Annotated in this window: 17 protein-coding genes and 2 pseudogenes; 8 read left to right on the top strand and 11 right to left on the bottom strand. The window is 39.3% G+C overall.

Annotated features, from left to right (window positions below; genetic code table 11):
• Nucleotides 1-135: 135 nt before the first annotated feature.
• Nucleotides 136-1158, bottom strand: coding sequence for an HNH endonuclease (locus tag H6G96_RS21965; RefSeq protein ID WP_190913413.1), 1023 nt, complete (start codon nt 1156-1158; stop codon nt 136-138).
• Between the two features lie 416 nt (nt 1159-1574).
• On the opposite strand from H6G96_RS21965, the pseudogene H6G96_RS21960 reads away from it, so the two are divergent.
• A pseudogene (locus H6G96_RS21960) lies at nt 1575-1934 on the top strand (transposase); the annotation flags it as partial.
• Nucleotides 1935-2696: 762 nt separating this feature from the next.
• Here H6G96_RS21960 and H6G96_RS21955 read toward each other — a convergent pair.
• The 8 genes from H6G96_RS21955 to H6G96_RS42435 form a co-directional block, all read right to left on the bottom strand.
• The gene (locus H6G96_RS21955) at nt 2697-3698 is read right to left on the bottom strand and encodes a calcium-binding protein (protein ID WP_190913412.1); all 1002 of its coding nucleotides are present in this window, start codon (nt 3696-3698) and stop codon (nt 2697-2699) included.
• A gap of 342 nt (nt 3699-4040) precedes the next feature.
• Nucleotides 4041-5075, bottom strand: coding sequence for a methyltransferase (locus H6G96_RS21950; protein WP_190913411.1), 1035 nt, complete (start codon nt 5073-5075; stop codon nt 4041-4043).
• Between the two features lie 279 nt (nt 5076-5354).
• On the bottom strand, nt 5355-6125 hold the full coding sequence (locus H6G96_RS21945; protein WP_190913410.1) for a hypothetical protein: 771 nt from the start codon (nt 6123-6125) through the stop codon (nt 5355-5357).
• 126 nt (nt 6126-6251) lie between these two features.
• On the bottom strand, nt 6252-6938 hold the full coding sequence (locus H6G96_RS21940) for a GNAT family N-acetyltransferase (protein ID WP_190913409.1): 687 nt from the start codon (nt 6936-6938) through the stop codon (nt 6252-6254).
• A 64-nt stretch (nt 6939-7002) separates the two neighbouring features.
• Nucleotides 7003-8535: a long-chain fatty acid--CoA ligase gene (locus H6G96_RS21935; protein WP_190913408.1), complete on the bottom strand. Its 1533-nt coding sequence runs from the start codon at nt 8533-8535 to the stop codon at nt 7003-7005.
• A 91-nt stretch (nt 8536-8626) separates the two neighbouring features.
• A complete protein-coding gene (locus H6G96_RS21930) occupies nt 8627-10324 on the bottom strand; it encodes an aromatic amino acid ammonia-lyase (protein WP_190913407.1) in 1698 nt (565 codons plus the stop codon).
• Nucleotides 10325-10513: 189 nt separating this feature from the next.
• The gene (gene aroF, locus H6G96_RS21925) at nt 10514-11608 is read right to left on the bottom strand and encodes a 3-deoxy-7-phosphoheptulonate synthase (protein ID WP_190913406.1); all 1095 of its coding nucleotides are present in this window, start codon (nt 11606-11608) and stop codon (nt 10514-10516) included.
• A gap of 140 nt (nt 11609-11748) precedes the next feature.
• Nucleotides 11749-11934 (bottom strand): hypothetical protein, encoded by a 186-nt coding sequence (locus H6G96_RS42435; protein ID WP_277932940.1) that lies wholly within the window; start codon nt 11932-11934, stop codon nt 11749-11751.
• A 3-nt stretch (nt 11935-11937) separates the two neighbouring features.
• Between H6G96_RS42435 and H6G96_RS21915 the strand changes: the two genes are divergently transcribed.
• Complete coding sequence (locus tag H6G96_RS21915; protein ID WP_190913405.1) at nt 11938-12159, top strand: hypothetical protein; 222 nt, start codon at nt 11938-11940, stop codon at nt 12157-12159.
• A gap of 331 nt (nt 12160-12490) precedes the next feature.
• Here H6G96_RS21915 and H6G96_RS21910 read toward each other — a convergent pair whose 3' ends face one another.
• On the bottom strand, nt 12491-12661 hold the full coding sequence (locus tag H6G96_RS21910; RefSeq protein WP_190913404.1) for a hypothetical protein: 171 nt from the start codon (nt 12659-12661) through the stop codon (nt 12491-12493).
• Nucleotides 12662-13159: 498 nt separating this feature from the next.
• On the opposite strand from H6G96_RS21910, the gene H6G96_RS21905 reads away from it, so the two are divergent.
• From H6G96_RS21905 to H6G96_RS21885, 5 genes and pseudogenes are all read left to right on the top strand, one after another.
• A complete protein-coding gene (locus H6G96_RS21905) occupies nt 13160-14362 on the top strand; it encodes an ATP-binding protein (RefSeq protein WP_190913403.1) in 1203 nt (400 codons plus the stop codon).
• 158 nt (nt 14363-14520) lie between these two features.
• Nucleotides 14521-16902, top strand: coding sequence for a bifunctional serine/threonine-protein kinase/ABC transporter substrate-binding protein (locus H6G96_RS21900; protein ID WP_190913402.1), 2382 nt, complete (start codon nt 14521-14523; stop codon nt 16900-16902).
• Nucleotides 16903-17108: 206 nt separating this feature from the next.
• Nucleotides 17109-17384, top strand: a complete 276-nt coding sequence (locus tag H6G96_RS21895) for a hypothetical protein (protein WP_190913401.1) — start codon at nt 17109-17111, stop codon at nt 17382-17384.
• A gap of 910 nt (nt 17385-18294) precedes the next feature.
• Nucleotides 18295-18593: pseudogene (locus tag H6G96_RS21890) on the top strand (ISKra4 family transposase); the annotation flags it as partial.
• Nucleotides 18594-19413: 820 nt separating this feature from the next.
• Nucleotides 19414-20142, top strand: coding sequence for a DUF72 domain-containing protein (locus H6G96_RS21885; RefSeq protein WP_190913400.1), 729 nt, complete (start codon nt 19414-19416; stop codon nt 20140-20142).
• Nucleotides 20143-20218: 76 nt separating this feature from the next.
• On the opposite strand, the gene H6G96_RS21880 is transcribed toward H6G96_RS21885, so the two are convergent.
• The gene (locus H6G96_RS21880; protein ID WP_190913399.1) at nt 20219-21685 is read right to left on the bottom strand and encodes an MFS transporter; all 1467 of its coding nucleotides are present in this window, start codon (nt 21683-21685) and stop codon (nt 20219-20221) included.
• Nucleotides 21686-22658: 973 nt separating this feature from the next.
• On the opposite strand from H6G96_RS21880, the gene H6G96_RS21875 reads away from it, so the two are divergent.
• Nucleotides 22659-24434: a P-loop NTPase fold protein gene (locus tag H6G96_RS21875; RefSeq protein ID WP_190913398.1), complete on the top strand. Its 1776-nt coding sequence runs from the start codon at nt 22659-22661 to the stop codon at nt 24432-24434.
• Nucleotides 24435-24583: the final 149 nt, after the last annotated feature.

The following is a 24583-nucleotide window of genomic DNA, read 5'->3' as shown; positions in this document are numbered from 1 at the left end:
AAATCTGTTCAAAATTCAATACGGCTTTTAAAAACACCTGCCGCGATCGCATTAAAGGTTGATGTGTGTAGTCAGCCCAAACAAGAGTAGCCTTGAAGCTAAAACCAGCACTCCAGTTAAAATTTGCCGCAGATTTCAAGCAGGCGCAGATCCACCAAGTGCATTTCTGCAAGCATCAGCAGTTTCTGTACCAAAACCACCAGCTTTGACATGACGGAGCAGCGATTGGATGATTGGCATAGCGATGCTCATCCCAAATAAAGCATTGAACCCTGCCACAACCACTGGTGCTGACAACACAACTGTAAATTCTGGAAATAACGCTAATACAGCCACTAAGATCAGAAAAACAATTGGTGTCGCAATCCCTGCTGCCTTTGCAGCTTCTAAAACTAAGTTTTTATACTCTTCTACAGTAATGTCGCCCCGATAAAGATCCAAGGAATATGAAATCGCTGTGACTATAACTTGGGTAAGAATAGCGGTTCCTGTCGCAGTGATCCCCAATTTAGCAATTGTTCCAGAATTGCAGATAATAGAATCTACCGCATTATAAACCCGAATATAAAACTGCTCTCCAACAGTCATAACTTCGGCACCGCGACGGAGATTATCAATACCTACTTCCCACAGGATGTTGTTAGCACCATTTGAGCCACCTTGGGAGCGTGGAATGATATGGCTACCATGCTTATCGCTCAAGAATTCACGGATAGTTTTTTCGTCTCCTCCAAGCTTTGATGTGCCTGGAATTTTCTCAAACAGCTTCATGACATCTGTATCAGAGCGAGGTAAATCCCCAGTTCTCAGGCCAGCACGATACCTCAATCTATATGCAATCTTGGGCATCTCTAGGGCTAGTTCTGCAGCTGTCTTAGGCAAGTTTTGTAATGCCTCAGCTATAGCTACACTCGAAGTTGTCACACCAATAGCAGTGCCTTCTAATGCTTTACTGATATTTTGTACAGCTTGAAAACCCTGCTGTGCTGTTGCAGGTAAATCATTAATTGCATTAATACTTGAGGTAGTAATCTCTACAGTAGTATTTTTGATTCCATCAACTACTTCCTCTATCCCCTTTGCTGTATTAGTTGTTGCTTCTTGCGCTTTATCTTTGAGCGTATCTGCCAAATTTCGTGCTTGGTTGATGAAATCCATGTTCGAGTAAACTGTTGTTTTGATAATTTAGTATTTAGTTCAGCTTCTCTCGTCAAAGCTAAGAACCACATCAGCATTAATCATGAACTTTCAAGAAAGTATCTAAAGAGATAGTAAAGAACTTATAGCTTTAGTCTGTGGTAAGCCAAAAACTTAAATATGCTCAAAGTCGCGGATGCCGTCTATGATGCGATAGTACTTGGGATTGCCTTGAAATAGCCAGTATGCCATATTGGTAAGTTAATTAATTTTTGATTACTCGTCTTCATCTACGGCATCGCTAAATGCTGAATCATCCACAGCCAATACAGGCTTGTCCATAGCAGCTTCAATTTTGGTAAGTATCATCCGTTGACGCGATGCCATGACTGCGGCGAGAGGAATAAGTTGAGTGCGGTAAGGTAAATCGCCAGTTGAGAAAAACTATTGATTATCTCCGCTATCTGTTAAATGAGTCTGGTGAGCAGCAATTGGTGATTTTGTAGGATGGCGCTACTTATCATCGCTCCAAAGAGATTCGAGGTTTTTTGGAAGAGATTAATCAAGGCTTAGAAACTGAACAATGGAAAATACACTGTGTTCGTTTTGCTGCTAATTGTCCAGAACAAAATCCGATTGAGGATATTTGGTTACAAGCCAAAACATGGGTTCGGCGTTTCTGTGCGTTGATACCAACATACTCACATTTAAAGTGGATGTTTGAGTGGTTTATTCGACACACTACTTTTGATTTTGCCATTCTTCAGATGTACGGAGTTTGTTCAAAACTCAAATAGGATTCCTATATCTGATGCAATCAGTAATCACTTCAAGCAAAATGCGTTAATTTGAGTGTGGTTAAGCCAAATAGCATGGAACAAACCCACTAAAAAAATTAAGCCAATAATACTACTAATGAAAGCTACTATGATTTCATGCTTTCGTATAGCTTTTTGTATATTAGCGTCGATGACGTTTTCTAATTCTTTGTATAACATTGGATTTAATTTAGCTAAAAAAATAATTTTGTGGGACTTTATATTGACATAAGTTTGAGTATATATAAAATCTAAAACCTCTAACTTATTAAATAAAAGTTATTTTCAAGCAGAAGGAATGTTAAGCGATATAGTTTCAAACCAGCACCTGAAACACCAAAATATAATATCGCTAAGGTATAAATTGGTTAGAAAACTGTAATAATGCTTACCTGATTAATAGCCAAGTCATATTGTGCTTCATAACTCCTAATGATTACTCGTAAATACCATAAAGCTTACTCTTTAAATGTTCAAAATATCCTCAAAATACAATAATTTAACATCCATGAAGCTTGGCTTTTGCAACTAGGCGAAGCGATAACCCATTTGGTTTCATCCCTATATTATTAAAATAGGAGAAAAGAAAAATTTAATTTTTTCTCCTATTTATTTCATGCGTTATACCAATTTATCAAAGCTAATCTTGTTTGAAATAAAGATTGCTACTAGACTAACTTTCAAGCCAATAACTATGAACAAATAAAGCTTGGTATAAATTATTTACGCATGACGAAATAGCTAAATAACAGCGATGCTAAAGGCGTTCAAAGTAGGTACAGTAATCAATGTTGCTAGTAATTGCTGAGAAGAACTGCCACTACCATCTTGGTCAAAGAATAATTGACCAGTTCTGTCATTATAGATAAAACGATCATTTTCATCTAATGAAGAAGTTCCTAAGACAAAACTACTAGTAGCTAAAGAACCTATACTTAATTCTGAACCAAAGCCACTAGCTGAGATATCAATCCTATCTTCACCAGGAGTGAAATCTAAGATTAAGTCACCCCCCTCGATTGGACTAAAATATTGAAATCGGTCAAAACCTGCTCCACCTATTAGCACATCTAGATTACCGCCACCTGTTAAAATATCGTTTCCGGCTCCTCCGTCGAATACGTCATTGCCAAAACCACTAATTAAGGTATCATCTCCGTCTCCGCCAAGAGCACCATCATTACCATCACCACCATCGATGAAGTCATTTCCTAGACCTCCAAGCAAGACATCGCTACCATCATTACCACTTATGATGTCGTTACCATCCCTTCCTTGCAAGGAATTATCTAAATCATTACCGATGATTGTGTCATTTTCAGATGTGCCGATAACATTAATAAAGTTCTCAACATTGAGTGTTAATGGTTGTAAATTGGGAATACCAGAAACAATTACTTTATCTTGAGACAAATCAGTAGAAATTGAAATCCCTGGAAGAGCTGTGGAACTATCAATAATGTTAGATTGACCAATACTACCAATAATAGTTTCAATGTTCGTAACTTTGTCAGTTCCCAGAGTTCCTTTTTGAATATCGCCAGCGATCCCTACAGATACATATTGTCCTAAATTGCTGTAGTCAACAATATCTATGCCTCCTTCGCCCTGAATAATGTAATTTCCTGGACTACCAATAAATCGGTCATTATTTCGAGTTCCCAAAAGAAGATCGTCCCCAAAAGTAGGTGTAACTTTTGGACCTTCAGGAGTACCTTCAATTATAGCTAGATTTTGTGCCATGATTTTTTCCTCAAAAGTAAAAAAGAAAACTGTACTATGCAGAAGTTGCTGTCAGCGTGATTAGATGAATTTGATAAAATCAAGCTACAGATTGCCAGAGTTTTACCCAAATTAAATGTAACTTTTTTATTACAAATTATGTAGATATAGCATAATTTGTAATTTCAAAAATAGCATTTTTTGAATAATAATAATTACTCTGGTTTAGCTGTTAGCTAAGATATTTGTAAAAGCCTTAAATTGGAGACTTGAGACTAGAAAAATGTGACAAAAATATGTTTATTCTTCAAAGCCTCTTCTATAATTTTTCCGTTAATTACCCAGTCTCCAGCCCCTTTCACCTTATAGTTTCCTGCCACTAATTAGACTCCAGTAACCACGGCTTGGTTGAATTTTTATATCAGTAAAACCTGCTTCCTTTAGCATTACTGACAACTCATGGCCTGAGTATTGCTGACCTTCAGTCCACAAAAGCATAGCCATGTTATAGGCAGCAGTAGGATAAGGGCCAGTTTTCTGATCATCGTAGAGCATTTCATGGAGAAGAATCCGACCTCCGAATTCAAGACTATCGAAGCTCTTTTGAGTAAGAAAACGACATTTTTCTGGCGACCAATCATGGTAGATATCGCTATAGAAATGGAGATCAGCCACTGGAAAATCATCGTTCCACCAGTTAAGTGTTTGTGTTTTAATCCGACTCTGCAAGCCATAGTTTGTGATTATTTCTTGAGCTACTTCACATACTGGAGGTAAATCAAGAACAATAGCTTGTAAATTTGACCATTTTAAGGTTGCACCAATGGCATGAGCGCCCGAACCTCCGCCAATATCAACCAGCAATTTGTGTTCTGACAAATCAATAAGTTCTGGCCAAGCTAAAGCAGATCCCATACTGTGACCGTGCATAGCATAGGTGAAAGCGCGTGCCTTTTCAGCCTGTTCTTCATGAGAAACAAATAGTTGTCCATTGTCGTAAACTTGGGCAGAATTGGTAAGGACAGCTTTTTTTAAGCTTTCAACCGAACACAGCTGATCGTTAGCAAATAACATCTCTAAAAAGCCTCCAAAATACGTAGGGCTGCTTTCTAGGAGATAGTCTTGTGCAAGAGAAGTGAGAGAATAAAAACCATTTTGCACTTGCACCAATCCGATGGATGTAAGTACTGTTAAAAGGACTTCTGCTGGACGCTGTTGAATAGCGATCACTTCACATATATTTGTAAGAGTAAGCGGTTTTGAAGCTAAAAGAGGAAACAATTTGAGATTGTGAGCAACAAGAAGCACTCGATTTCTTGCACTGGCGAAGACAATGTTCCACAATAACCGTTCATCTGTGCTGGGTTTAGGAATGGTAACAGAAACAGTTTGATTCATAATATTGAGAAAATTTTGATTGGTGGATTATCTAAATAGCTAGAGTCAAAAAGGAGCAGATGGGATGGGGAGCATAGCAATACGGTTTGGATAAGCTCTTTCCCCCCTGCTCAAGAACAGCCTGCCTCAATGAATAAATTCCTTAGCTAAACGTGGGGAGCATAGCGGAAAAAAGACTGCCTACAAGAGGCGGGACATGAACAGAAAATCTTTTTTCTCTTCTGCCTTCTTGTCAAAGATCAAGAGTCAAAAGTCTAAAATATTAACAATTCACTATGTCTATGACACTTGCGTAATTCCAGCTAAGGTACGAGCATGTTCTTGGGCGCTGCGTAAGCAATGATTCAGGAAACCAGCATAAGCATCAAGGGCTTTACCTCCAATCTCAACCAATACGTTCACATTCTCAGGGTATTCTTGGAGAAAGTTCTTGAGAAGTTTGGCATTAAGTTGGGTATGACCGATATCTACGCTTACGTGCTCTTCCATGAAGGTCAAGCCTTCAGTAATTTTTGAGCCGAGAACTTTTTGAGATTGCTGAATCAACTGCGAACCGTAGCGCACGGATAGCATTTCGATTTCATATTCAATAGCTACCTGAGCAAAAGGAGTATTACTAGCAATCACATCTTCATGGAGTTGGCGGTAACGATGGGTACTTTCAGCTATTGGGAGTGAGAGGAACCATTCTGCGTTTAATTGCTGTGTGTAGCGAGTATTCCAGCTAGCAACTAAAGAGTGAGTATCTTCAATCATCATCAAATGATGACCGGCTTCCTGCTGGGCATGGGTACGCAGCAATTGACCTAGTTCTGTGTATCCTAATTGTAAGCAGCGATCGCCAGCCCGATTGATCCAATCTTCTACTGCATCAGTCATGGCTACACCGTGGGCATTGAAGTAGATTAAATACAGCTCCAAAACTGTAGAATCGATATCTGGAGAGAAAATTTTCTCTAAACCAGAGTTTTGCTCGAATCGTAATCGTGCACTTTCAATTTGAGATTCATAAATTGCATACAGATTTCGTTTGACTTGTGTTTCCAACATAAACATCTATCCTTGATTAAAGTTTGATGGACAATTGAAGCATTACTGATGAACTTTTTTGTTCATCCGTAAGACTTGTGATTATGAGAAAGCTAGATTGATGCTTTCTCATAGCTATAGCCAGAGCTATATTTTTATCTCATACTCTCCAGGAATTGGAGAATGCTGATACCATTGAGCCGGAATATCAATGTCTGGAATTATGAGGCGGCTTTCCATAGGTTCGCTACCGGCTCGGTAAAATTCATGAATTTTATAAAAAGGAACTGGCTTGATGATGCGAGTATGGATATTTAGAGCATCTGAAAAATATTTGAAGATTGAGACATTTGCACAAGCAACTAAAAGATGTGGTTTTTCTTCGTTCATGTGAATGAAGTCTTTAGAGTGCGCTACTCCCATCAATAATTTTCCAATGCCTTTATTGCGCCACTCATCTTTGACAACAAATTTGCTCAATTCCCTAATATTTTTTCCTGAGTATCTGTTGGCTACTCCAACTGGAATCAAGAGCTGTTCAATATCCTCTTCAGTTACTTTAGCGTATCTTTCAGGATTAGTACTGTGTAGATATAATCCCATACATGCTACTAATTCATCATTAACTAATCCCATTAAATAATGATGAGGATACAATTCGATCTTAGCTTCAATATCATAGTGTGATTCCGAGAATGTAATTCCCAGCTTTTTGTAATATATCTCTGATATTAAAGACTGGCATTGATGGTTTTCAAGGGGAGATTTTGCAATTTTGAATTTACAAGTAAGCTTTGTAGCAACTTCAGTTTGCTGTATTAAATCAAGAGTCATGTTTTATTTCCATGATTGATAGAGGGAAAATGAGGCATACATAATAAATAAGCCCTGTATATAATTAACTATTTGTTAGCATCTTGGCTGGAGAAAGATTTGGCGTTATTTCTTGTCTCAAAAGCATTTTCAAAACTTTACCAGTTGGATTCTTGGGAATTCCAGAAACAAAATCAATAGCTTCGGGAATCTTATAAGTTGCTATTTTTGGAGAACAGAATTCCTTGATTTGTGCTTCTGTAATTATTTGACCAGCCTTAAGCACAATGTTAGCTTTAACTATCTCGCCTTTAATGGGGTCAGGAACACCATATACAGCAACTTCGGCAACTGCTGGATGTTGATAAATGATATTTTCAACTTCAGTTGGATAAACTTTAAATCCTGATAAATTGATCATATCTTTCAAGCGGTCAACAATATAGAAGAATCCATCCTCATCCATACGGCCAATATCACCAGTATGGAACCAACCATTTTTAATTACTGCCGCAGTTTCTAAAGGACGATTCCAATAGCCAAGCATGACATTTGGCCCTCGAACTATAATTTCACCCAACTTGCCTGGTTGTACCTGATGACCATAACTATCAACAATCTGGATTTCTACATTATCAATTGGAGTACCAATTGAACCCAGTTTGTAATTCAAGTCATTGTTATAAGTCGCAAATGGTGATGTTTCCGTTAAACCATAACCTTCATGGATAAAATCTCCATATTTATCATGCCATTTTTGGGCGATTTCAATTGGCATTGGTGCAGCGGCTGAAAAGTAATAACGTATGCTCTTGAGATGCTTCGCAGAGATATCTTTATTCAGTATTTTGATAAATACTGTGGGCACGCCAAAAAGCATTGTAGCTTGATATTCACGAAGGCTTTCAAGTAGTTTTTCGAGGTCAAAGCGACGGTATAGAATAATAGTTGCACAGGCACTAAAACCAGTATTTAAAATGGCGTTTTGACCAAAACAATGGAACAGTGGCAAATATAGCAGTAAGCGATCGCTATTACTAAGACGATAACACCGATTCGCTGCGTAGCTGTTAGAAATGACATTGCCGTGGGAAAGAGTAGCACCTTTAGGAAAGCCTGTCGTACCTGAAGTATAGAGAATACAAGCAGGGGCATGGCGTTCCATCTCTAGTGCAGGTGACTCTGGAGAAGCATTAGCTATCAGTTGTGCTAAAGTTGTTCCCTTATTGGCTTTCCCTTCAGCAATGAAAATATGTTGTAATTCGGGTAAGTCTGCCTCTGATATCTGCTCACTTTGGGATTCTGTGGTAATGATAGCTTTGACTGCACAATCGTTGAGAATGTAACTAACTTCAGCAGTTTTCAACATAACGTTGATGGAAACTGCAACAGCGCCAATTTTAAGAATGCCAAGATAAGAAATCACAAACTCTGGAATATTTGGCAAAAACAAAGCCACGCGATCGCCTTTTTTAATTCCTAATCCTTTTAAACCGTTTGCTACTTGCCCTGCTAACTCATCAAGCTGTTTGTAAGTAAAAGATTTATCTTCAAAAATCAGGGCAATCTTATTAGGCAATAAGCGATGTCCTCGCTCCACATAATGTGCGATGTTCATAATTGTAAGTAATTAGGATTGTTGAATGCGGTGACGATTAGCCTCTAGATGATGCTCTAGGCAATAAAATCATCAATCAAACTACTCAATTTTAGTTGGTCACAAGATTGTTAATAGCAGCGACAATTTGTCCACCAGAGGCGATATCAGCTGCAATCCGAGCAATATGTAAGTCTAGGCCTTGTTCGTGGTCATTCCAAATGTAAGGACGGTCAGCAGCAGGTGGCTGTCCGACTACATCCCGAATTGCTATATACAAATCTCTTGTAGCAGGTGATAGGCAAGCACGAGCGTCATAATGTTTAGCGACTGCATAGGTGCGTAAGTCAACTGCTTGCACCACAAACATCAGTGCGATCGCCATATATTGTTGGAAAATTTCTACAGAGTGTCGGGCTAAATTTGCAGAAGCAAAACCTTGACTATTGATATTTTGATTAAATTGTTCGGCATGCGTAGGAAATCTGTCGGCTATGGAATTGCCGTAGAAGGTCAATAACGGCATGATAGAGTTTCCGGCTATTTGCAGACCCTTTAGCCCCATGTTCACACTACGTTCGCTGTTCCCTACTAAAGATGCTGGCAGTCCATTATTAAATTCTGGTGCTACCAAACAGGCTATTTGTACATCCAAATGTTTAGCCAACAACCCAATATAGTGACGCAGCTGATCCATACCGATGCTGACGTACTGTCCTAAGAAGTTACCACCGTGATAACTAGCTTGGTTTTCTACATCAATCAGTGGGTTGTCTGTCGCTGAGTTAATCTCTACTTCAATTTGTTTGCTAATTTGCTCAATACCATCAATAATCGGCCCTAAATATTGGGGTAGACAGCGCAGCGAATAACGGTCTTGAATTAAATGCGTACCTCGATAATCGTGAGAACCATCTAATTCTTCACGAACTAAGGAAGAACCTGCAAGCAAGTTGAGCATTTGAGAAGCAGCCCATTTTTGCCCCGGATGCGGTTTTAACTGATGAATAAATGGGTGAAAGGATTGATTAGTTCCATTTAAACCTTGAATAGCTAAGGCATGAGTCCCCATTGTTAGGGTTAATAAAGTTTTGGTATCGTAAACGCAATTAGCAGCGATCGCAGTCATCACAGAAGTACCATTCATCATTGCTAACCCTTCTTTCGGAAGTAGTTGCAATGGCTCTAAACCGAGCTTTTTCAAGGCTGTGGGAGCATCCATTTCTGTACCATTAAAATCAACGGTGTAGCTAGGATCTAGACCAATCATTGCCCCAGTAATGTAAGATAGTGGCACTAAATCGCCACTTGCACCGATGGAACCAAATTCATAAACATGGGGTGTAACACCAGCATTCAAAAACTTTTCTAAACGCTGAATCAGTTCTAGACGGATACCAGATGCACCATACAAATGTGAGTTTATCCGCAACAACATGGCAGCGCGGACATCAGCCAGTGGTAATCTCTGCCCTGCACCTGATTTGAGAAACCAGACAAGGTTATTCTGCAATAAAGGTGCACACTCAGGCGAGATGACAACATTAGCCATACCACCAAAGCCGCTAGTCACACCATAAATAGCCTGACCAGTTTCAACGGCATGAGAAATATAGTCACGAGAAGCTTGGATTCCTTGTAATACATTCTGATTATCGGTCACGCGTACCAAAGCATCATGACGTGCGACGCTAACGACTTCATCAATTGTCAGAATTTTTTCACCAACAATAATTGTTTCGTCTATCTTTCCTGAGAAAGAAGCTGAATATTTAGAAGTCTTGTCTGTGCTTAAGGATACTGTATTCATCGGAGTTGTTTGGCTCTAAAATTGCAGCTAGTCGTAGAAATATATTGTTTGATCGGTGCGATCCGGCGTTGCTGTCGGAAGTTGGATTGACTTGCTTACCTTAACTGAAACATTTCTATACTTACCAGAGGTAAGGTAAGGTTTTATGCAAAAATGTTGTGTAAAGCCAGCAACACCACTGATCTAAAGTTAAACGAAGCTAGAAACTCGTGTAGTGAACTTTGGCGTTGCAACTGTGCTATTGCTTTTAGACCAACGACCAAAGAATTTGCTGATGCTGGCTAATTCTTGCATTAATTCTTCAAATGCTTCCAATGTCAAAGACTGTGGCCCATCAGAAAGTGCTTTGGCTGGATTGGGGTGTACCTCAATCATCAAAGAATCTGCACCGGCAGCAATAGAGGCCATAGACATAGTTGAAACAAACTCTGATTTACCAGTAGCATGGCTAGGATCAATCATAATTGGTAAGTGAGTCAGGGTTCGCAATACTGGAATTGCAGATATATCTAAAGTGTTGCGAGTATATTGTCGGTCAAAAGTGCGAATTCCTCGTTCGCATAAGATCACATTGGGATTACCTGCTGCCAGAATATACTCGGCTGACATCAACCAATCTTCAATAGTGGCTGCAAGTCCGCGCTTGAGCAGAACTGGTTTACCTGTTGCTCCTACTTTCTTGAGGAGCGAGAAATTCTGCATATTGCGGGCACCGATTTGCACCACATCTGCAATAGATGCAACCTTATCGATGTCACCTGTATCCATGACTTCTGTGATGATCCCCAGCCCGGTGACAACGCGAGCTTGAGCTAACAACTCTAAGGCACTCTCACCATGACCCTGGAAAGCGTAAGGTGAGGTACGAGGTTTGTAGGCTCCTCCTCGTAAAAATTGCGCTCCTGCTGCTTTGACTCGCTGTGCCGTTTCTACAATCATCTCTTCGTTTTCTACGGAACAAGGCCCAGCTACTAAAACTAAAGAATGGTTTTGACCAAAGGTTACAGGTCCATTGGGTGTTGGTACAACGATCTCACTAGGTTCACCATAGCGAAATTCTAATGAAGCCCGTTTAAAGGGCTTATTCACTCGAAGAACCTGCTCAATAAAAGAACTCAAATTTTGGATTTGTCTCATGTCAATCTCTGTCGTATCACCTACCAAACCAATCACTACTTTATGCTTACCTTCCAATTTTTCTGGTGTAATGTCCCAACGACGAAGTTCAGAGCTTACACGCTCAATTTCTGCTGATGGACTGTCAGACTTCATAACGATAATCATTAATTTAAAACTCTCCTTAAATATGGTAAATAATGGGGCTATGCTTGAGACTATGTGAATGTCTTCACTTGAATAGTCAAGTTGAGGTTAAGGCTGAAACAACGGTAAATAAGGCTTTTGATAATTTACTTTACAAAAGTTTACAACGTGTCCCTATTTGCACGTATCTCGGCCGATACCCTATTACGAGCGCCAATTTGGATCACATCTGCGACTTGAGCAACTTTGTCTAGATCAGCTGTATCCATGACTTCTGTAATGAATGGCACTAAGAAAAGCTGAAACACTTGCGGTTTAAGCAGTTTGCAATTGTTTGCGTAATTCATGCCGTGGTTTGGTCATTAAGGGGTCAAGAAATTTTTGGACAACTTGTACATCTGATTCCACTGTCTGGAGCAAGGCACAGCAATGGTGTAGACGAGCGCAAAGAACACGCTCATTTCATCGGCGATCGCTTCCATGACGCTGCATCAAGGAGATCCATCCCTACACTGTTCAATAGTTTTAAAGGCTGTAGTGCTTATAGAGCTTTTCTTAGTGCCATTCAATAATAGCCATTTGAGTTTCTCCTTGATTTAAATCTAGTTAAGGCAAAGGTATTTGGATAAATCTTCCATCGCCTTATTGGTACGCCTCCAGTAATATTACTGGGGACTAGCAGTTACACATTCAATTAGAAGTTATTTGATATCAGGTAAGCAAGTTCAGTTTCAGCTCTTCATTTCACTGGTCTAAATTTGAGCTTGACAAAATCTATGTAATAGACATCTCTAGAAATTAATTATGCGTTACCTGAAACCCTTGTAGAGACGTTGCTTTGCGACGTTTCTACATTCATTTTCGGAGATGTCTAATATACAAGAAAAATTCTGTAGTGGTCTGTCAATTTTCTATTTGTGGATAAAGACGCTTGAAACGGATACGGGCATCCGCTGTTGTGAACTGCCAATTTACAGACCTTTGTGAATGATTGCGTTGAATATACCAAGCCGTTGTTTCTTGTTCTAAAGTTTCGAGATCAGGAATCCGACGATCTAGGCATTGTCGGGTCATTGCGGACAGGGAGCTATGCGGTTTTGTCAGATCCTGCGATCGCTAAATCATTTTATCCGTAAAACAAATAAATTTATACTTATTAAACCGTATTAAGACTTAAAAAGTAAAGATGAGTTTGAGTAACAAGTTGCAAGACTCTCTTTTTTGACCCAAAAAAAAGCTAGGATTCCCTTTGAGCAATAATTTCGAGACAGGGATTATCTATCTTAATGGAAAAATATATATGTGCAACTCTAGATTTGAGTATTGCCTATGGATACCAAATCTTGTAGGGTCTGCCGTCTCTCTTGACTTAACCGGACAATATAGGTCTTGAGCATAATCAGTTATTTAGAATATCTGGTGAGGTTTACAGTTAATAGTCTTTCTATTTCCCTCAAACTCACAATTTTTAGCTTGACAGACCAGTAGTGTAGTAGGGTAAAATTTAATTTGCGTAGAGTCGCCAGTCAGAGTACAGTAAAATGCTGAATGCGTGTGCTTATTGTTGTCTAAATGGCTAGCCTCAAACTTTCGCTTAATGGACTGCAAATTGTCAAACAAGCTCGTCAAGAAAAAGGTTGGACAATTGATAATCCACGCTTTTTAGAACAAGCAAGTGAAATTCTCGAACCTGGGCGTGACTGGGAAAATGCAGAAGTATTTGCTGTGGGTATATCTTTACCGACATGGAAACGCTTCCTCAAAGGTAATGCCATTGATGCCTCTGTATTCAAAGCATTTTGTCAAGTTTTGAGTTTGAATTGGCAAGACTTGCTTGAACGTCCCCTCAACTCGTCTCTATCTGATAAAACCCAAATCCCAAATATTCTTTTGTTCTTTGGGCGGCGTTACGAACTGGCGACACTCACCCAGGCAATTAAGCAAGGAACGCGCTTGATTGCAATTACAGGGATGGGGGGTATCGGCAAAACGGCTGTAGCAGCAAAACTTGCCACAGCTTTGCAATCTAGTTTTCAGCAAACTCTGTGGTTTGGGTTTCATCTGACTCCACCAACGATAGATTCGCTTCCACCTCTACTACCCCAAACCCTGTTTGTTTTTGATGGTTGGGATCGGATTTTGGGTGGCAATCGCGCGGGGCAATATCGTTTAGAATACGAATCTTACGCTGGTTTTCTGCGCTCTGTAGTGCAAACGAATCATTCGAGTTGTGTGATTTTGACCAGTCGAGAACAACCAGAGGGATTAAATACTTTGAGTGGGAATGGTGCAGTTATTTTCCCACTCAGTGGTTTGATGGAAGGGGCAATTGAGCTTTTGCAGCATCATCAACTCATCTTTGATGCCCAGCAGTGGATTGCCTTGGTAAATCAGTATGGTGGCAATCCCTTATTTTTAAACATGGCAGCAAATTTTATTCAGGAATTATTTGCTGGGGATGTGGGAGAGTTTTTAGCTTCTGGAACCTTAGTTACGGGTGAATTTGAGCCATTAGTGGCGCAATGGTTGAGGCAGATTTCGATGCTGGAACAAATCCTAATTAAGTATTTAGCTACACAAGCGCAGGGATTGACTCGTGAAGAAATACTATTACATCTTGAAAATCATCTTTCAAATGGAGAAATTTTGGCTGCGCTTTTATCCTTAAAGCGCAGGGCATTAGTAGAAACTATCAAAGACGATAATAAGGAACGCTTTTTTTTACAACCGGTAATTTTTAAATGCGTCCAGCGTTTATTTCTCTCGAAAGAGTAGCAGCCAAACTCATTTAACCGCCACCACATCCGCCACCACCTCCATCTTCATGCAGAATTGGTATAATTGTGATCGCAACTGAGAATAATTTAATTGTAAAGATTGTGTATAATTCTCAGTAATTTCAATGCTGTTTGCATTTAGCCAATCCTGAATTTATGGCATACTGCATCAATCCAGATTGTTCGCAACGAGAAAATCTCGATAATTGTGCAGTATGTAAAAACTGTAAAACGCCACTTATACTGCAAAATCGTTACCGAATTAAGTATCCTCTGCAAATTGATAGGTATCGCTATACAGAAGTATTTGTAATCGAAGATTTAGTTAATCAGGCTCAACCCAAGGTTCTCAAGTCACTCAAGGAAGTAACGCCGGATTTACTGCGATTATTTGAGCAAGAAGCATCAATTTTAACAAGTTTGCAGCATCCTGGTTTACCTGTTGGCGAAATGCTATTTCCACTAGTTTTGCATACAGGTCGCCAATTGCGCTGTTTTGTCATGGAGAAAGTTGAGGGTGAAGATTTACAGAGTTGGCTTGATCACCATCAATACTTAACATCCTATAAACAAGCATTAGATTGGCTAAAACAATTGACGCAGATTTTGCAATTTGTGCATGAAAATGGCTATTTTCATCGAGATATCAAACCGTCAAATATTATGCTTTGCCCCAATGGAAAATTAATTTTAATTGATTTTGGGACGGCGCGGAATTTGTTGCAAACTATTGTCAATGGAAAATCGATCACGGTGATTCATTCTGTTGGATATACTGCTCCTGAACAACTTGAGGGACACGCTGTTATCCAGTCGGATTTCTACGCTCTTGGTCGGACTTTTATCTATTTAATCACAGGTATTGACCCAGCTGGCGATCGCCGTCAAGATTTACCCAATTGGTTTAAGTACGTTTTGGATAAACAAACCCCTAAAAGATTTATTGATTTGATTCAGGCGATGACGAGTTCTCATCCACATAAACGTCCGCCAACAACTCAAGCCATTCTAGAAAAGATTGAAAATATTGATAAGTATTCATTGGTGCGATGGCAAAAATTATTACTGGGTGCGACTTGTTGTGTTTTGCTGTTCGTTGTTGCAAAATCGCTGTATGAGGCAACAACTCTAGCTCAGACTTGCGATTATATCCTAGACGATCATCTCAGTTGTGGTGAAGAAAGCCTAATACCTGCAAGCTATTGGGGAAATGATCAGCCACCACTAGCAAAGCAATTAGCTATTGAAGAGTATCGCAGCAAAAATTTTTCGGCAGCTTATGATCTATTTAAAACTGCTTTTAATCAGGAGTCAGATCCAGAAACTTTAATTTACCTCAACAACGCCAAAATTCAAATGCAATTTCCACCAGTGCAGATTCGCACGATCGCAGTTGCAGTTCCCCTGGAACGTCGTACTACCATAGGTCTAGAAATACTCAAGGGTGCTGCTCAAGCTCAGACTGAGGCATTGAAAAACGGTCTATCCTTACGGATGATTATCGCTAATGATAGTAATCGTGACGATAGTAAAGCTGGAAATGATGCCCGCAAAATTGCTCAACAATTGGTGAAATATTCAGATTTACTGGCTGTTTTGGGTCATTACAGCAGCGAAGCCACTAAACAATCCCTACCAATTTATACCCAAGCAAGAGTAGTTTTAGTTTCTGCAACCAGCACTTCAGATAACCTCAAAAGTCCTTTTTTCTTCCGTACCATCTCCAGCGCTCGGATTACCGCCCAAAAAATGGCAACTTACGTGTTCTCTCAATTACAACAGAGACAAGTTGCTATTTTTTACAGTCAGGGCAGTGAGTATGCCGAATCTCTATCTGGGGCATTTCGAGAAGCGGCTAAACCGGGTCATGTTATTGATCACGAACCAGCCTTCAATCTCGCCACCGATCACTTTGATGCCAAAGCGGCATTAAATCAAGCAAAAACCAAAGGTGCAACGGTGATTGTCCTTCTCCCAGATCCAGGAATAGGATTGTATAACGCGATTCCCAATGCTTTACGAGTAATTAAGTCCAATGTCAACCAATCTTGGATTGTTGCGGGTAGTACTCTCTACACTTCTGACTTACTCAAACCAGATAAAGGTCTGTCGCTACAGCAAATCCAACGCGTAGTATTGGCGATCACATGGCATCCCTTAAATGATATTAACTCCTTGTTTGTACGCCAAGCTCAAACCCTCTGGAAAATTGCTCCAACTGATATTACCTGGCGAACCGCCACCAGCTACGATGCAGTATTGGTATTAAGCAAAGCCTTGAGAAAAAATCCTACCCGCATCGGCATTCAGAAAACACTTGCAATGCCTCAATTCTGCGTTACAGGCGCAACGGGAGTCATTCAATTTCAAGGGGGCGATCGCCTCAATGGCAAAATTATAATGGTTGGACTGCGATGGCTACGCCCGCCGCAGGCATCGCTACGATTGATTGAGAATCAGCAAAAAAGTCACAAAAAAATGCCGAGACTAAGAATATCTAATAAAAATGAAGAGCGATCGCACTGTGCTAACTTCTAAGTTTGCGTTGGTTGTGATTATGGGAGAGAAGAATAGAGCGATCGCATTAAGGCGTAGATATAGCGAAAACACTGTTGGCGAATTCAAAAGAGACATCTCAAAAAGGAGTAGATCAACATTAAATTCCTACAGTTGGGCATGAGTCAAAATGTCGATGCATCCCCAAAATATTCCTGACATACCCATTGAAACTGTACAGGTGGCTCGTGCTGCCAATCCATTGCGAGATCCCTCAAGGACTTCATCTGCTGACATTGCTGGGGCAGGTAGTTGAAGAACTTCAGGTGCTGCAACCCAATTGTGTACTCGCCATCCCAGACTCTCACGGTGCAACTAAACTCATTCACTACGCTGACAATTGCCCAACAGCCACCCTTTCCTCTGAGTTCTGGGTTGTCCTTGGCAAGGATTTGACAGACTTCCGCAATTTGGTAACTGCTGGGTACTTAGGTGCGTTCCATAATTTGTTGCACCCATATTGAACAATGCAATGCGATGAGTAGTACTTTACCATCGGCTCGTTGTACGCTGTCTGCTAAACCTCTTGTTTTCGCCCAGATGACATTAATTAAGTTTAGCCTTACATTTACTAATCCTTTAGTAGAAGTATATTCCCGACCAAAACTTTTCTTAAGAAAGAGGTATTAATTAAAAACTTTATTAACAATTGTAAAGATCATCCGTGAGAGGTTAACGTAAAATGCATTTTGTCAATCAGTCCAAATACTCAAAATCACTCAAATAAAAATGATAATCGTGCGTAGGGGGGAGAGGGAAGGAGGCAAACGACGTTTGCCTCCTTCCCTCTCTATTTGATTATCATGATCAAATAAGTTTTTGACAGTTAAGATGTGCAATGAAAAATTATTATAACGACAGAATAACTTGGCAAAAATTAAGCAACATTTTTAGGTAAATTCAGTAATCAAGCCAGAAAATAAAAAGCTGAGTTTACTACTATGCCCTTCCTCTGCAAAATGAAACTCTGACCACGCACAACGGCATAATACACCTACTATAGATAATATTGAACTCATACTTAATTTATTAAAAAAGCAATGAACCTTAAATTTTAATGCTGATGCAATATTTTATTTTAAATACCCAATATCATAATTGCCATATCCTGGCAATATTTGGGATGATTAACTATATATACTCGCTTAATAACAGTAACCAAATCGCTATAAACTTAGGAAGAACCAGTATTTAACTCTGTTTAGATAACTTGAGACAACAATCGCTAATAAATGTTCACTGCGGAAAAGAATTGTGCTTGCTTAATATTACAACAACAACAGATATAGCAACATGAAGCCGGGAGCATCCCAGTTTTTTGCAAAGAGGGCGAAAATAAGTCAGGATAAGTAAGGCGAGTGTATTTATTTACCGATGACTCCAGAAAAAAAGCAAGCACTTCAAGAACATATTCAGGCGATCGCTAAAATATTGTACGAAGACACATCACCAGAAAGGCTAACTAACTTAGCAGGAATTGAAGAAGCAGTAAGGAGTCAAATGCAGAAGCACGTCATGCCAGAAGTAGGGGTTTTTTTATCGAAACGGTTACGAGCACAAAAGTAGGGTATAAAAGACGACTAAAAAGTATTTTGGGAGAATTGCCAATCACAAGTAAGCAAGCGGAGAAATTGAAAGTTCCTTCTAGCAATCAATTTATTAAGTTTATCAAACCATAATTTAGGGGCTAGGAGTCAGAATTCAGTTGAGTATTCTAACCGGAGTTAACGGAAAAGTCTCCGGTTCTGCTCCTGAATTCTGGTTTCTGAATTCTTCTTCGATATATATCTTTTACCTTAAACAAACTAAAAGATATTACTTATAAGCATTTTTCTATTCATAAAGATTAAATTGTGTTTAAGGTTACGTTTAAATTTAATAATATACCCTCACTTTTATAGATACAACTTTTGTAGGAAATAGATAGTATCAGAGATATTTTATTCTTCGCTTCATTCCAATAGAGATTTAATAAGGATTAAAAGCATGAAATTTCAAGTAGAATGCAATACAAGCAAAAGTAACAAAGGATGCCTAATTTGTCAGCAAAAGTTTCAGACCCATAAAGCTAGATTAATTATATGCAATGACCAAGGCGAAGGCTATGGAGATATATGCCATCACTGTATATCTAAAGGCGAAAATTGGATTCAATTTCATCTCCAAGAGTTCAGCCAGAAAATGCTAGTTTTAAAATGAACGAGAGCATATAAAAAAATGACCAAAACGGTTTCAAGCTATGATTAGTCATTTTGGCTTAGTATATGACTAATATTTGATTTTTGAAAAAAATCTGTACAACTCGAAAAGGCTGATTTCCTATTTCCTACTTCTTGCTTATCGCGCTTGTGCTGCCCTTCTCTGCGAGACGCTTCTCTTTCAGAGACGCGAACGCGCACCATGCAAATAAGTATGGCTACGCCACGCTGCGCGAACAGAAATCAAAGCGGATTGCTATAGTTTACAAGAGAAGAGTATACGTGAGACAACTGAATGAGTGAGTTGCAAATCGGTACTAGTGGTTGGGTTTATAAGCATTGGATGGATATTTTCTATCCGTCAGATTTGCCTAGTGACCAGCAACTTTCATTTTATGCACAACACTTTACCACTGTAGAAATTAATTTTTCCTTTTATCGTTTGCCAGAACGGTATGTGTTTGAAAATTGGCGCGAACAAACACCATCTAATTTTATTTTTGCTGTCAAAGGTAGCCGCTATCTCACCCACATGAAGAAACTAAAAGACCCGATAGAACCACTATCTCGTCTCATGGAACGTGCATCTGGATTGCAAGAAAAGCTCGGCCCTATTTTATTTCAATTTCCTCATACTTGGCACATTAATCTTGAGCGTCTTCAGCCATTTTTGGAATTACTGCAAACTTACCCACAACAACAATTTACCCTTGAATTCCGTCACACAAGCTGGTTGATTCCCCAAGTTTACAAACTACTGGAAAGTGCAGGTGTAGCCCTTTGCCTACCTGTAAGCCCAACGGTTCCTCTTGATGTGTGTTTAACTGCTCCTTGGACATATATCCGTATGCATAGTGGGCAATGTGATGTTGGCTACAGCGATGAAGAGCTATCTACATGGGCCGAGCGTATCTGTTTATTCCTTACGCAGGGGATTAATATTTATGTGTACTTCAATAACGACCCCAATGGACATGCTATTCGTGATGCTCAGAGATTGTATATTTTGCTGGGATGTTGTTGAAATAAATATTGGTCTTAACTTGATATTAGAGGCAGGCAAGGAAAGGCAACCCCTGCCCCTATTAATAGTTAAAAACTTATTCCTTTACTTCTATGAGATTAGTTGGCTGCCTGATGGGAAATAAGACTCGCATTAACTGAACCACTGGTACTGAGCGCTGCTCTTGAACAAAAACTAAAAATACAAGTGCAGCCATCCGTAGTAAGCCTGAGAGAACAAACAGCCCCAGCAAACCTTCCATAAAAGGTAGAGTCACTAGAAAGCTACCAAGAGTGATACCCATTGCTCCAGTTATACCAGCAACTGCTCCTGCGATCGCAAAGTAACTAGATTGATAACGCAGGGGTGCTATTCCCATCATCAGATTGTTGGTACACAAATCAATTGCCGCCCACGTCCCGCCAGCTAGTATATGCAACAAGGGTAACCAGATCCAAAAAGAAATTTGATCACTTCCAACTCCTAGCCACAACAAAGGTGTTACCGCCACCAAAACTCCCACTAATAGCAGTAGCGGACGATTCCCAATTCGGTCGGCCAGTTTCCCCCACAAAAGCAGCATTAACATATTCGCACCAGTTCCTAAACCGTGATAAATCGTTACCACACTAATATCTATATCCAAGTTATCCAGCATATAGAGGTTAAAGAAAGGAGCGCTGATGTTAACAGCAAAGCACCAGATGCTTAGGTAAAGTACAAACTTGCAAAAATTAGCATCTTTGAGAAAACTAAAATCTATACCATGAGACTGGGGTTGGGATGTGTCTGAACCCGTGGCTGTTAAAAGCTGCGGATTTACATCGGTCATCCAGAACTGACAGATTTGACTGATTAGCCCTAGCAAAATTCCTAGAACCAACATTGCACCATAGCCTTGAAGTGTTCCACCAGGCCAAACCGATACTGCTAAACCTAGCAACGGCACACCAATGAGGTTAGTCAAGCCGACAATGCTATTGCGAAAGCCAAAATATCGCCCCCGCAACCGTTGAGGTACTAACACAGCAGACCACCCAAGCCAAGGCGCACGACCGAAAGCTTCAATGATGTTACCTAGCAATAGAATTGCCAATGTCAACTGTACTACTTGGTATCCAGCCAGATGAGATGAAGTAACCAGCACAATCGCTGGCAGAAGAATCAACCACACCAACCGCGATGGGATGAAGATAGATATGAAATACCATCGAAAGCTGGTAGTTCTGTTTACCAAATATGCTCCCAGTGGTTGAAGCAGATTCACCATCTGAGGAATAGCGGCGAGCAAACCAATTTCTACTGGCCCAGCACCCAACTCTAGCAAGAAATTACTGAGCAACGCGCCGCCGATGACACCATAAAAAATCGTAGCAAAGACACTCTCATAAGTAAGCGCTGTAAGGCTTGTGCGAATTTCTGGCTTAGAAATTTTCAAAAACAGTTTCGGAGTTGGAAAAAGTACCGTCTCCGTTAATGCCCTATCCTCTGAAATTTCTTGAATGGGGACAGGGGGAAGAGAACTAGCTTCTACTGAAATGTCATCTTCTTGGGACTGAACCATATTATCTAATCAATATTTAAAGAGTTAAATTGTTATAACTACTATTAGCTACAATTAGTAAAACTTATATAATATTTCATCAATAAGCTTTAACGCATTGCAATTCCTTTATTGTCCGAAAGGCTAAGGCGTGTTCTAAAACCACTCGTTTAGCCTCTTAAAATTTTTGGATGCCTCTAAATCCAAGCCACTTGCTTTACTTGGGGAGACACCAGACGCTCTTCGCCCCTTCTCCCAAAGGCAGAGGCTAGCGCCTACCGTAGGCTGCCCGAACGCGAATTTATCCTCAAGAGAAGGGCTGTAAGGAGAAGACCGCAAGACCGCATTTCCTTAAAAAGACTTGATTTAGAGTCTCTTAAAGCCCCCTTTTCAAGGGGGGTTGGGAGGATCTAAGACTTTAAAAACACGCCCTAGTTCATAATAAGTATTGACTATATATTGCTTTCGCAGAGAAGACAGACATATAGCTGCGCTTGAGCTTCTAATCAAAAGAGCCAATTAATTGACATAAATTTAATTCTATCTATAGAGATTGCGCTAGAAACTTCCTTATATAAATATTTTTAGCAGGTAATGAATATTTTGTGAAGATAAAATAATTGATATTTCCCAAATTCACTCTTAAGAATTAATACCTTTGCAGAGGAATCTTAAAATTTACCTGGCACTAGTACACATAGACATAAATAATACTAAATTATAACCAATAATCAGGATTGGGGTTTAAGTTGAACTTCTTTGAGTAATTTTACTAGATGACATGGAGATAGAATTTCCAAGATACACTGATTGTCTATTTAACTCCTAATTCCAGCCATGTAAAATAAGGAATATGGAACCAATTGCATAAGCCTTGAGGAAATTATTCACTGGAAATTTCTATCGTGAGGTATGATTGCTCATCTTACGGAATGTGCAACGATGGGCTATGCCCCGCCGGAGGCGATCGCAGTACGAGTAATCAAAATTTTTTATGGCGCAGACGGAAATTAACGATATATCGGCAGATAGCTCCTTAGTTGATCCAGAAAAAGACCTGCTAGGACATGCGAACTTTGCCAAGTATCTAGCGGAAAGTATTTGCAGAATGACCTATCCTGAAGGTTTCGTTATTGCAGTTTATGGTTCTTGGAACTCTGGCAAATCTACATTATTAAACTTTGTAGTTCACTATCTTCAGCAAAAGCCAGAGGAGGAAAAACCAATCATCGTTCCTTTTAATCCCTGGTTATTTTCTGGACACCAAAATATTACAAGGCGATTTTTTGACCAATTAAAAAACGTTTTAAGCCAAGAGTCATCTGTGCCAAAAGGTTTGAGAGAGAGAGTAGCTGATTTTGCCGCCGTTATTTCAGACATTCCTCTACCTTATGCTCAAACTGGCAAGGCATTAGCAACATTATTGGACGATAAGGATAAAGAAGCTGGCGAATTAAAAGAAGAAGTAGAAGACACGTTAGCACAGCAGCAACGGCGAATAGTCGTAACAATTGACGATCTTGATCGGTTGGCTGCGGAAGATATCAAGCAGTTATTTCGTATTTTTAAAGCAATGCGAAATTTTACTAATCTTGTCTATCTTCTGGTTTTTGATAAAGAAGTTGTAATAAGAACAATTGCAGATACTAAAGAAATATCTGAAGAAGCATACTTAGAAAAAGTTATTCAAGTTAGTTTTGAGTTACCTAATCCTGATAAAACTTCACTTCGCAGGCTGCTTTTTGAAAAACTGGATCATATATTTTCTCAAACACCAAAACAACAAATCAACCAAACTCGCTGGGGTGATATTTACTTTCAAGGAATAGAACATTTTATTACTAACATCCGCGATATTACTCGTTTTATTAATACTTTAACGGTGACGTATCCAGCAGTAAAAGATGAAGTAAACCCTGTTGATTTCCTTGCCATTGAGTCTTTGCGAGTCTTTTGCCCAAAAATTTATAGTATAATCCATCAAAATCCTCATATTTTTGTAGGAGAGGTAAACCTTTCAATAGACGAACTCAAGAATCTTCTGAATACCTGGATTGCTCAACTACGAGATGAAGACAAGCAGCCCGTTAAAAACCTGCTAATGCAACTTTTTCCTAAGTTAAAATTCATTTTGGGTAATACTTCTCTAGATGAAAAGCAAGAGTTGGAATGGCGCGAACAGCTACGTGTGTGTAGTTTAGAAATATTTCTTATTTACTTTCGTCTGTCGTTATCAGCAAGTGAATTGTCTAATATTCAGATAAAAATTATCCTTGGTTTGGTTGAAAATACAGAGAAGTTTAGAAATTATTTGATAGAACTTACTAAACAAAAACTTCCAAACGGCACAACGCAAGCCAGGGTGTTTATAGAACAGCTAGAAAATTCCACTGAAGAAATTCCTGTGAATTACATCCCTTCAGTTGTAGAAGCTTTGTTTGATGTCAGCGAGCAATTATTATCTCAAGATGATGAATCTCATAGCATTCTTGCTTTTAGCAATGAAGTTATCATTAGTCGTTGTATCTCGCAACTCTTGCGTCAAATTAATGAAACATCACGGTTTGAGTTGCTAAAAAAAGTAATTACCCAAGGGAAAGCATTACCAATAATTAATCATGAAATTGCAATACTAAAAGAGCAACAAAGTCAATATGGTACAGATAAATCTAACTATGATGAGAAATGGCTAGTGAATGCACAGCACCTCAAAAAACTAGAAGAAATGAATGACAGCATAGAGGTAAAAACTGATACTAACTATGAATAATATAAAATCTGGATTTATTTATAGTGTTTCTTGGTTGCATACAATAAAGTGGGTTAAAAATAAATTTACTTCTTGGTAATAAAAACACTACTACTAGATATATAAATATTCTATAACCCACGAAAGATTTAGATATCTTCAGCACTTTC

This window comes from Nostoc sp. FACHB-892 (genome assembly GCF_014698795.1).
Taxonomy (GTDB): domain Bacteria; phylum Cyanobacteriota; class Cyanobacteriia; order Cyanobacteriales; family Nostocaceae; genus Nostoc.
The sequence above is the reverse complement of the archived record's forward strand: the minus strand, read 5'-3'. Positions and strand labels throughout refer to the sequence as shown.